This is a genomic window from Dyella sp. (assembly GCF_035508675.1).
Taxonomy (GTDB): Bacteria; Pseudomonadota; Gammaproteobacteria; order Xanthomonadales; family Rhodanobacteraceae; genus Dyella_B.
Map to the genome: position 1 here is coordinate 1 of NZ_DATJMN010000342.1, position 10255 is coordinate 10255.

A 10255-nucleotide genomic window follows, 5' to 3' on the forward strand; every position below is an offset into this window, starting at 1 on the left:
CAGAAATCCAAGCCCGTCATTCCGGCGAACGCCGGAATGACGAATTAGAGTTCCCGGCGATAGATGGCCCTTAAGTTCGGAGCACTGACCCTAGCCCTCCCCTGCAAGTAGGGGAGGGAACAGCGCGCCCGCCGCCGCGCATGCTAGCCTGCCCCCATGAATCGGCCCGCCTTCGCGCTAGCCCTTATTCTTCTACTGCCCTGCTCGGCTGCAGCCACCACCACGGGCTTGCTCAAAGACGTGGTGTTTTCGCATGACAGCACGCTGGCCAGCAGCGACGAACTTGCCCGCCGCCTGTTGAGTCCCTTCGAAGCCATGCGCGTGCAAGTGCATGGCGAGAGCAAGCAAACCCTTTCGCTCAAGCAGGAACGCTTTGCAATGTACGTGCCGGCGAGGGAACCGCCGAACGGCTATGCGCTGCTGGTTTTCATACCGCCATGGGATCAGGCCGAAGTGCCGCCGCGCTGGGTGGGCGTGCTGGAACGACGCGGTATCATCCTGGTTACCGCAGCGCACTCCGGTAATGACGCCAGTGCGTTCGACCAGCGCGCGGCGCTCGCTGTGCTTGCCGCCACCAATGTGATGGCGCTTTACCACGTCGATCCGCAACGGGTGTATGTGAGCGGTTTCTCCGGCGGCTCACGCATGGCGATGCGCCTGGCGCTGGGCTATCCGGATCTGTTCCATGGCGCCTTGCTCGATGCCGGCAGCGATGCGATCGGCGACGTTATTCCACCGCCGCCCAAGCCCCTGCTGGAGCAGTTCCAGACTTCCAGCCGGCTGGTCTATCTCACCGGCGAACAGGATCGCTTTCATCTGGATATGGATAGCCAGAGCCGCCATTCCCTGCCCGAGTGGTGCATCACCGATGTCGAGACCGTCACCATGCCGTGGCTCGGCCATGAACTGGCCGAGCCACCGGCGCTGGAACATGCGCTGGTCGTGCTTGAACAGCATCACCCGCAAGCACCGGACAAGCTTAAGGCTTGCCGTAGCCGCCTGGCGCAAGCGCTGAACGCGCAGCTCGATCAAGCGCAGCAGTGGATGCAAAACGGCAAGACGGAACAAGCCTTGCGCTTGCTTCGCCACATCGACACGCACTACGGCGGATTGGCTGCGCCGCGCAGTGTCGAGCTGGCGACGCAACACTAGGGGTGGCCATCGCCCGCTACGATCCCGAGGCGGTCAATCCATACCTTGCAGCACGCGCCTCGATGCCTGGCTCGAGCTTGCGCGCAGCCGCCAGATCGGCACGGCCCGCGTCCGTCTGGCCGCTGCGCAGTTTCGCCAAGCCCAGTCCGTAGCGTGGCCACGCCGAACGCGGCGCCTGCGCGACGGCCCGCTCGTAGGCCTTGATCGCTTCGGGATAATGTCCCAATCGCAACTCCACCAAGCCGAGACTGTCGAGATAGGCCGGGTTGTCGCCATCGCGCCTGATCGCCTGGCGGCAATCCTTCTCGGCGTCGTCCAGCATCTGGTTGCTGAGGGCGCGCGCCCAGCAGCGCTCGTCGAGTGCGGCGCCAAGCCTGGCGTCGGCGCTGTGCAAGCGAATCCAGTCGTCGAGCAGGGGGAGCGCCGCCGCGGGTTGATCGAGCCGGAGGTAAAAGTCGGCAATCAAACTGGCTTGCGACGATCCGGCCGGGGCCAAGCTGCTTGCCGCCTTCACATCGGCCAAGGCACCGTCGCGGTCTTTGCGACTGAACCGAAATTCGGCGCGCAGCAGCAAAGTGTCGACGTTCTTCGGATCCAGGCTCAGCGATTTGCCCAGATCAGGGCGTGCCGCATCCGACTCCTTGTTCGCCAGATGGGCGCGCGCGCGGGCCGCATAATAAGCGGCTTGATCGGGCGCCATGCGGATCGCTTCGTCCAAATCGGCTATCGCGGCCTTCGGTTCACCTCGGGACAGATCGGCGTCGCCGCGCAATGCGTAATCGCTGTCATCCCTTGTCCACGCCGCCCCCTTCCCTGAGACGACAACTCAGGCACGCGCTTGAATCAGCGCCATCGATCTTAACTGTTGAATTGCCGAAAATTTTGCGCAGCGCAACCCAGCGAACAAACCGGCACCTTGCACGGCACAGTTGCGAGCGCCTCGCCACTGGTGTCAACTGCGCGGGTCTGCCAGCCGATCCATTCGTACCGGAAGCACCCACGACAGGAAGCGCGTATGCGGAATCTGGAGAACACCAAGCTCGCCATCATCGGACTCGGTTATGTGGGTCTTCCGCTGGCCGTGGAATTCGGCAAGCACTACGACACGGTCGGTTTCGACATCAAGCGCGAGCGTATCGACGAATTGCGCGCCGGCCGCGACAGCACGCTGGAGGTGGATGCCGCCGAACTGGCCAGCGCCACGCGGCTGCGTTTCAGTGCGGACTTGGCCGATCTAGCGGACCGCAACACGTATATCGTTACCGTGCCGACGCCGATCGACAATGCCAAGCGCCCCGATCTCACGCCCCTGGTCAAGGCGAGCGAAGCCCTGGGCAAAGTGTTGGCGGCCGGCGACGTGGTGATCTACGAATCGACCGTGTATCCGGGTTGCACCGAAGAAGTCTGCATTCCGATCCTGGAAAAAGTCTCGGGCCTGGTCTACAACCGCGACTTCTTCGCCGGCTACAGTCCCGAGCGCATCAATCCCGGCGACAAGCAGCATCGCGTCACCAGCATTCTCAAGGTCACGTCCGGTTCCACGCCTGAGGTAGCGGATTTCGTGGACCGCCTGTACGGCTCGGTGATCACCGCCGGCACCCACAAGGTAAGTTCGCTGAAGGTGGCCGAGGCGGCCAAGGTGATCGAAAACACCCAGCGCGATCTCAATATCGCGCTGGTCAACGACCTGGCGATCCTATTCAACAAGCTTGGCATCGACACGCTCGAAGTGCTGCAGGCGGCCGGCACCAAGTGGAACTTCCTGCCCTTTCGCCCGGGCCTGGTCGGCGGCCATTGCATCAGCGTCGATCCGTATTACCTCACGCACAAGGCGCAGGAAGTCGGCCACCATCCGGACGTGATCCTGGCGGGGCGGCGCACCAACGATGGCATGGGTCCCTACGTCGCCAGCGAAGTGATCCGCTTGATGGTGCGCAAAGGCATCAATCCGGTGAACGCTCGTATCCTGCTGCTGGGCTTGGCGTTCAAGGAAAACTGCCCTGACCTGCGCAATACACGCGTGGTGGACATCCTGAAAGCGCTTCGCGGTTACAACGCCGACGTCGACGTCCACGACCCATGGATCAGCGCCGCCGAAGCCGAACACGAATACGCGATCACGCCCGTGGCGCAACCCCAACCTGGCGACTACGACGCAGTGATCATCGCGGTCGGGCACCGGCAGTTCGTCGCGATGGGCGCGGAAGGCATACGCGCGTTCGGCAAGCCGTCCTCGGTGATCTATGACGTGAAATACGTGTTGCCGCGCGAAGCGGTGGATGGGCGGCTTTAGCGGGATCTTCCCCCTCCCCTACGTGTAGTAGGGGAGGGTTGGGGTGGGGTGAAGCAACCTCGCGACACGGTTCAACTCATGCTGCAAGCTCGAACAACCCCACCCCAGCCCTCCCCTACTTCGCAGGGGAGGGAGTCATACCTCGCGGTGATTTAGATGCTCGCTTGGCCTGAGTGCATGTATAGAAATGCCTTCAAGTTATTGCATTGGTCTAAACAGGATGTCACGCCATGAAAGTACTCGTTACCGGCACCGCCGGGTTCATCGGTTCGCATGTCGCGCTCAAGCTGCTTGAACGCGGCGACGAGGTCATCGGCTTCGACAGCCTCAACGATTACTACGACGTCCGCCTGAAAAAGGCGCGCCTGGCGCGCTTCATCGAACACCCGCGCTATTCGCACATCCATGCCGATCTTGCCGACCGCGCCGCGGTGGAGAACGCCTTCGCCACGCACAAGCCGCAGCGTGTGATCAACCTGGCGGCACAGGCGGGCGTGCGCTATGCGGCGGAAAACCCGCATGTGTATGTCGCCAGCAACGTCACCGGCTTCTTGCACATTCTAGAAGGCTGCCGGCAGCATCCCGTGGAACACCTGGTGTTCGCATCCACCAGTTCGGTCTACGGCGCCAACACCGACATGCCGTTTTCCGAGCACCGGTCCGCGGAGCATCCGCTTACGCTCTACGCCGCCACCAAAAAGGCCAACGAGCAGATGGCGCACAGCCATGCGCATCTCTACGGCATTCCCAGTACCGGCTTGCGCTTTTTCACCGTGTACGGCCCGTGGGGCCGCCCGGACATGGCGCTGTTCCTGTTCACCAAGGCCATCCTGGCCGGCGAGCCGATCAAGGTCTTCAACCACGGTCGGCACAAGCGCAGCTTCACCTACGTGGACGACGTCGTCGAAGGCGTCATCCGCACCCTGGACCGCGTGCCCGGGACAAACGCCGAATGGAACAGCGCTGAGCCCGACCCGGCCAGCAGCGGCGTAGCGCCCTACCGGCTGTACAACATCGGCAACCAACAACCGGTTGAATTGCTTCGTTACATCGAAGTGCTGGAGCAATGCCTGGGCCGCAAGGCACGGATGGAAATGCTGCCCTTGCAAGCCGGCGACGTGCCCGATACCGAAGCAGATGTAACAGAATTGATACAGTCCGTCGGCTATGCGCCAAAAATTTCCGTAGCCACGGGCATCGCCAACTTCGTAAGCTGGTATAGGGACTACTATCGCGAGTAGCTTGCAGCTCGCAGTGGTATGCGCGCGCAACGTGAGCATCTGGGGGCGAAGTGATCATCGACTATCTGGATAGTTCGACCGCGGCCGGCCTTGATGCCGACCTGTGCATCATCGGCGCCGGCGCTGCCGGCATTGCGATGGCGCGGCGCTTCATCGGCACACCGATCACCGTATGCGTCATCGAAGGTGGGGGCGCGCTCGGCGAAGAGCAAAGCCAGGCCTTGTACGAAGGCCTGTCGATCGGCACCCCACCCCTTGATGCCGGTACGTCGCGCATGCGCGTGTTTGGCGGAAGCTGCAATTTGTGGGGCGGCGGCTGTATTCCGTTGGGCGCGCACGATCTGGCCGAACGCGATTGGGTGCCGCACAGCGGCTGGCCTATCCGCTACGACGAGCTGCGTACTTATTACGAACGCGCACGCGACTACTGCCAGATCAATGCATACGACTTTGCCGACGGTTCTTTCCTCGCCCCGCTCGCGCGCAATCCGATTCCCTTCGACGCCGACAAGCTGGTCAATTACGTATTCGCACGCAGCCCGATCCTGTTCGGCAAGGCTTATCGCACCGAACTCGAAAACGCGCCGAACATCACGGTGGTACTGCATGCCAACCTGCTGGAACTGCATGCATCCGCCGATGGCAGCTCGGTTCGCCATGCACGCATCGGCGCCATCGACGGACGCAGGGGCATGGTTCGGGCGCAACACTATGTGCTTGCCTGCGGCGGCATCGAAAATGCGCGCATGCTGCTGCTTTCCGATGCCGTCTTGCCGCGCGGGCTGGGCAACCAGCATGACCTTGTCGGCCGTTACTTCATGGACCATCCGTGCGGCAGCATGGGTACCGTCCTCACCGACACGCCGGAACGGCTTACGCGCCCGTACGATCGCAACGCCGGCAAGGGCGTGACGCCGGCGTCGCCGGAAATCGGCTTGTCGCATGCGTTTCAACAAGCGCATCGCATCTTGAACGGGCGCGTGCATCCGTTCGCCGTGGAAGAGGCCGTGCCACCGGGCATTCGTTCCCTGCGCGATTTCCGCGCCGCGCTGCGCCCTGCCGTGCAGGACGAAAACGCGGTGCTGGAAGCACGCTTGTGCGCCGCGCTGAAAAATGGCCCTTCCACCGATGACGACGCGCGCGAACGCAGCACCAACCTTGCGAAATTGGCGCTGCGGGTCGGGCTGGGTTCGACGGACATCGCCAGGGCGTTTGTGCACAAGCTGCGCGACAAACCCACCGTGCGCAGCAACCGGGTTGAACTGATCGGCTATTTCGAGCAGACACCCAATCGCGACAGCCGCATCACACTCGCCGACGAACGCGACATCCTGGGTTTGCGGAAAGTCTGCGTCGACTGGCGGCTTACCGCGCTCGACCGCCGCACCTACCGTACCGCTGCAGCGCTGTTCGGCGCCGAGCTTGCCCGCGCCTGCGGCGGAACGTACCGGCCTGCCGCGTGGCTGAGCGACGACGATGATGTACCGGCCCAGGTGCACACCACCGCGCATCACCTGGGCACCACGCGCATGTCCGACGATCCGCGGCAAGGCGTGGTGGACCGGCACTGCCGCGTGCACGGCATCGACAACCTGCACGTGGCGGGAAGCTCGGTATTTCCCACCGGCGGCTGGGCATTCCCGACCTTTACAGTGGTGGCGCTCGGCCTGCGGCTTGCCGACCGGCTGTATGCGTCGATGCGTACGGCGGCGCTTTCCGAGGCGGTGTAAAAGTTCGATCCGGCATGACTGCCGGTGGACCGCTTTTAAGGTTAATGGCGCTAACTTAAGCGTCATTGCTCCATGGCTTGCCGGGATTCGCCCCATCCCCTGCGAAGTACTTGATTAGCGTGGCGAGTATCAGGTTGTACCGACTTGTCACGCTGTTGGACGAGTAGCGGGCAATTGATAGAAGTGCCGTTTACAACAGCGAAGCGGGCCACACCGTGACCCAGTGACGTTGAGGCGCCCGAAAGGCGCTGGCCCCCGGCCTTCGCCGGCGACAATGAGGGGTTACTGAGACTCGACGCTAATCAAGTGCGAAGTAGAGGAGGAGGCACATCACTACAAGCGTCGAGATACACGCTTAAGTTAGTGCCATTACATTTAATGTAATACCGCAAGTGTGTATCAGCCATGTAACACCTTGCATGCCTGTGCCGCCGGCCATTGGTGGACAAGCCCAAAAGGCCATCGACACCACAAAAAAAAGAGCGTACTTTCAAGTTCGCTTATAGGGACATGGCACTGGGGGAATACCTGCATGTTTCATTTTCTGCGACGTCAAACGGTGCGCTGGCTGCTGTTGTTCGGCATCGCCGAATTGCTGCTGCTTGCGGGTTCATTGCACGTGGCGATGCATATTCGCTATATCGGCAATCCGGAAGACCGGCTCTATGTTTCGCATCATTTGCTGCTGCGGTCTTTTATTTTCGCCGCGGTGATTTTGCTCGGTATGGCCGCGCTCGGCGAATATCGCACGCATTTGCGCACCACTTGGCAGGGCGCCTTGGCAAGGCAAGCCGTCGCCTTCGTCATAGGCGGCCTTTTGCTGGTCATCGGTTATTACGCCGTGCCGCAGGCCTATGTCGGCCGTGGCGTGCTGGGCATTGCGCTGGTGATCGGCTTTGTGGCGGTGATGATGTTTCGCCTGCTGTTCATGCGCGTGGTCGATATCGACTCGCTCAAGCCGCGCGTGCTGATCCTGGGCACCGGCCACCGTGCCGCGCAGATCCACAACCGCATGCGCCGGCGCTCGGACCGGCGCGGTTTTACGATCGTCGGCTATCTGCCCTGCCCCGGCGAAGAACTGGCCATTCCGGCGGAGCACGTGCTTGCCCTGGACGCCCCCTTGCCCGATCTGGTCAGGCGCGAACAGATCAACGAGATCGTGGTAGGCGTCGACGATCGCCGCGGCAGGCTGCCGATGGATGGCTTGCTGCAATGCCGGCAGGCCGGTGTGATGATCACCGACCTCACCACCTTCTTCGAGCGCGAATCCGGCCGCGTGCAATTGTCGTGGCTGGAGCCGTCGTGGCTGGTCTTTTCGCATGGTTTCAACGCCACGCCGGTGCGCCGGCTGAGCAAGCGCTGCTTTGACGTGCTGGCGGCAAGCGTGCTGCTGTTGCTGTGCTGGCCGTTGATGGTGGCGGTGGCGCTGGCGATTCGGCTGGAGTCCGGACCCGGCCAACCCATCCTGTATCGGCAGGAACGCGTCGGCGAAGACGGCAAGACATTCTGGCTGCTCAAGTTCCGCAGCATGCGCACCGATGCCGAACGCGACGGCGTGGCGCGCTGGGCCAGCAAGCACGACGATCGCGTCACACGCGTGGGCCGGGTTTGCCGCAAGCTGCGCTTCGATGAATTGCCGCAGCTATGGAACGTGCTCAAGAGCGACATGAGCATCGTCGGCCCGCGCCCCGAGCGTCCGCAGTTCGTTGCGGACCTGGCCACCAAGATTCCTTTCTACAGCTTGCGCCATTGCCTGAAACCAGGCCTGGCCGGCTGGGCGCAATTGAGCTATCCGTACGGCGCGTCGGAAGAGGATGCGGCGGAAAAACTCAAATACGACCTGTTTTACGTCAAGAATCACAATTTGCTGCTGGACATGTTGATCCTGATCGAGACGGTGGAAGTGGTGCTGTTCCATCGCGGTGCGCGTTGACATGCGGATTGGAGTGAGCGCACGCGAACTCCAACGTCGCGCGGCATGTATATGGCGATGTTGGGGTTCACATGCGTTCATCCCAACCTACCCCGTGGCGCATTGAACGAACTATTCAATTGCGCGCGCTGGAAGGCCTCATCCGCGCCGTCTTCAGCGAATGCAACGGCGAGCTATACCAATCGACCACCGTGCCATGGTCGAACCGTACCCACGATGGTCCGTATTCCCACAGATCATCCCGAATCGCGACAGGATTGCCTTCGATGGCGCGCACGTTTTCCGGCGACATGCCCAAGCTCAGCATCGGCGCTGCCGGGGCTTCTGCCGAGCTGGCGTCGTTGTCACCGGCAGCGTTTTCGCCGCTTACATTCGATGGTGGCGCCACGCTGGATACGCCCCAAAACAGAATCACGATGGCGGCCAGCGCAATCGGGATCAGCCACCTCACGTTCGAGCGGCGCCGTGCGCGCGGTAGCGCCGAAGACGGCGAACGTGGCGGCGGATTGAAACCGGCCGGCGCAGAAGCGGCTCGGGCCGGCGCTGGCGCACCGGGAAGGCGCCCATGAATCCGCTGGAATTCGATCGCTGCATCGTATTGCACGTTGAGCTGTTGCAAACGCTGCGCGCTGCGCGAGTCGGAATAGCCGTGAAGTTTGCGATCCGGATGCAGCGTGGATACGCGGCGGCGATAAGCCTGCTTGAACGTCTGCAGGTCGCAGTCCGGGCTTACCCGCAGCTGCCGGTACAGCTCGAGAAAATCGATCTCGTTAGCCACGCCCTTTCCCCTGTGCATGGTGGTGTCCCGCATACGCCTGGCCGCTCGGGCGGCCAGGATGGGACAGCGCTAGCCTCGCGCAGGAATGCGCCCTTCGCAAGCACATTTTGCGCTTGACTTAGTGTGATACAGTTCTCAAAATCGGACACAGGTAGGGGGTGTGCCATGCAGGGCTGTCGGGATTACGTTGCCGCTTGTTGCCGCGGGACTTCGGTCGCCGCGCTTCTGCTTGCGGCTTCCGGCACCCCCCTGGCCCAGGCCGCGGCAACCGCGTTACCCGCCCTGGGCGCCCATACGCTGCAAACGCAATCCGAGGGGCTTGGAACCAGCCCGGTCGTCACCCGCCCGATCACAACACAGCACCGTGACAGCTCCTTGATCGTTTTCAACGGCGGCTATTCCAGCAACGATTCCAGCCCGCAAGACAGCTACGGCAACCGCTGGAAACAATTGGGCAACGATGTTCCGTTCGGCAATGGCTACGGCGACCGCTTCAACGTCAAAGCCTATCTGGCGCTGGACGCCAAAGGCGGCCCCGGCCACACCGTCAGCTTCGCCAAGAACGGCGATGCGGCCGGCGAAATCTCCGTACCGTTTGTCGAAATCACTCATGCAGGTGTCCTGCAAGATGTAAGCCAGAACTACGCACCCACCGGCCTGGTGATGACCAGCGCGAGTGTGACCACCACCGGTCCGGCAACCCTGATTGCCGTGTGGTGGGGCGATGGCGGCATCAAGCGCATGACGGCAGTACCCAATAATGGGTTTGTCGTCATCGACAGTTTTCTGAAGCTTCCCGACAACAGCGGCGTGCAATGTGCGGTGGCGTACAAGCAGGTCGTTGCCGCGGGTACTTACAACGTCAGCTGGACCGGCGCTCCTGCTCAAGGCGCCATTTTGTGGTTGCTCGCATTCCAATCGAAATAAATGGATGGGCTGGCTTTGCACTTTCAAATTTTTGGTGCGCCGGCAAGTAGATCGACAAGGAAACACAAACGGGGAATCCGTGGGGGACTGACGTAGCAACGTCAGCATTGGCATTGAAGGCCCGCTGCAACGCATGAACAACGCCGCGGCGGACGGCATACGCGAGGTGCCGGCGCAAAACCACTACGCGTTGCGCCAACT

General features: G+C 62.1%; 8 protein-coding genes. 6 read left to right on the forward strand and 2 right to left on the reverse strand.

Features of this window, described 5'->3' with window-relative positions; genetic code table 11:
- The first annotated feature begins 156 nt into the window (after positions 1–156).
- Positions 157–1152, forward strand: coding sequence for a PHB depolymerase family esterase (locus tag VMA74_RS18165; protein WP_325369530.1), 996 nt, complete (start codon positions 157–159; stop codon positions 1150–1152).
- Positions 1153–1168: 16 nt separating this feature from the next.
- Here the strand turns inward: VMA74_RS18165 and VMA74_RS18170 are convergent, their stop codons facing one another.
- The gene (locus VMA74_RS18170) at positions 1169–1924 is read right to left on the reverse strand and encodes a tetratricopeptide repeat protein (RefSeq protein WP_325369532.1); all 756 of its coding nucleotides are present in this window, start codon (positions 1922–1924) and stop codon (positions 1169–1171) included.
- 243 nt (positions 1925–2167) lie between these two features.
- On the opposite strand from VMA74_RS18170, the gene tviB reads away from it, so the two are divergent.
- The 4 genes from tviB to VMA74_RS18190 all read left to right on the forward strand — a co-directional run bounded on the left by tviB (position 2168) and on the right by VMA74_RS18190 (position 8349).
- Positions 2168–3445 (forward strand): Vi polysaccharide biosynthesis UDP-N-acetylglucosamine C-6 dehydrogenase TviB, encoded by a 1278-nt coding sequence (gene tviB / locus VMA74_RS18175; protein ID WP_325369534.1) that lies wholly within the window; start codon positions 2168–2170, stop codon positions 3443–3445.
- Positions 3446–3675: 230 nt separating this feature from the next.
- Positions 3676–4686, forward strand: coding sequence for an NAD-dependent epimerase (locus tag VMA74_RS18180; protein ID WP_325369536.1), 1011 nt, complete (start codon positions 3676–3678; stop codon positions 4684–4686).
- Positions 4687–4736: 50 nt separating this feature from the next.
- Complete coding sequence (locus VMA74_RS18185) at positions 4737–6416, forward strand: GMC family oxidoreductase (protein WP_325369538.1); 1680 nt, start codon at positions 4737–4739, stop codon at positions 6414–6416.
- Positions 6417–6948: 532 nt separating this feature from the next.
- Positions 6949–8349 (forward strand): TIGR03013 family XrtA/PEP-CTERM system glycosyltransferase, encoded by a 1401-nt coding sequence (locus VMA74_RS18190; protein WP_325369540.1) that lies wholly within the window; start codon positions 6949–6951, stop codon positions 8347–8349.
- A gap of 115 nt (positions 8350–8464) precedes the next feature.
- On the opposite strand, the gene VMA74_RS18195 is transcribed toward VMA74_RS18190, so the two are convergent.
- The gene (locus tag VMA74_RS18195) at positions 8465–9127 is read right to left on the reverse strand and encodes a J domain-containing protein (protein ID WP_325369542.1); all 663 of its coding nucleotides are present in this window, start codon (positions 9125–9127) and stop codon (positions 8465–8467) included.
- Between the two features lie 165 nt (positions 9128–9292).
- On the opposite strand from VMA74_RS18195, the gene VMA74_RS18200 reads away from it, so the two are divergent.
- Positions 9293–10054 carry a hypothetical protein gene (locus VMA74_RS18200; RefSeq protein ID WP_325369544.1) on the forward strand — a complete coding sequence of 254 codons (762 nt, stop codon included), beginning with the start codon at positions 9293–9295 and terminating at the stop codon, positions 10052–10054.
- The last annotated feature ends 201 nt before the right edge of the window (positions 10055–10255 follow it).

Coding starts and splice junctions, on each gene's coding strand:
- VMA74_RS18165 (WP_325369530.1), top strand. CDS start 157: ATGAATCGGCCCGCCTTCGCGCTAGCCCTTATTCTTCTACTGCCCTGC.
- tviB (WP_325369534.1), top strand. CDS start 2,168: ATGCGGAATCTGGAGAACACCAAGCTCGCCATCATCGGACTCGGTTAT.
- VMA74_RS18180 (WP_325369536.1), top strand. CDS start 3,676: ATGAAAGTACTCGTTACCGGCACCGCCGGGTTCATCGGTTCGCATGTC.
- VMA74_RS18190 (WP_325369540.1), top strand. CDS start 6,949: ATGTTTCATTTTCTGCGACGTCAAACGGTGCGCTGGCTGCTGTTGTTC.
- VMA74_RS18200 (WP_325369544.1), top strand. CDS start 9,293: ATGCAGGGCTGTCGGGATTACGTTGCCGCTTGTTGCCGCGGGACTTCG.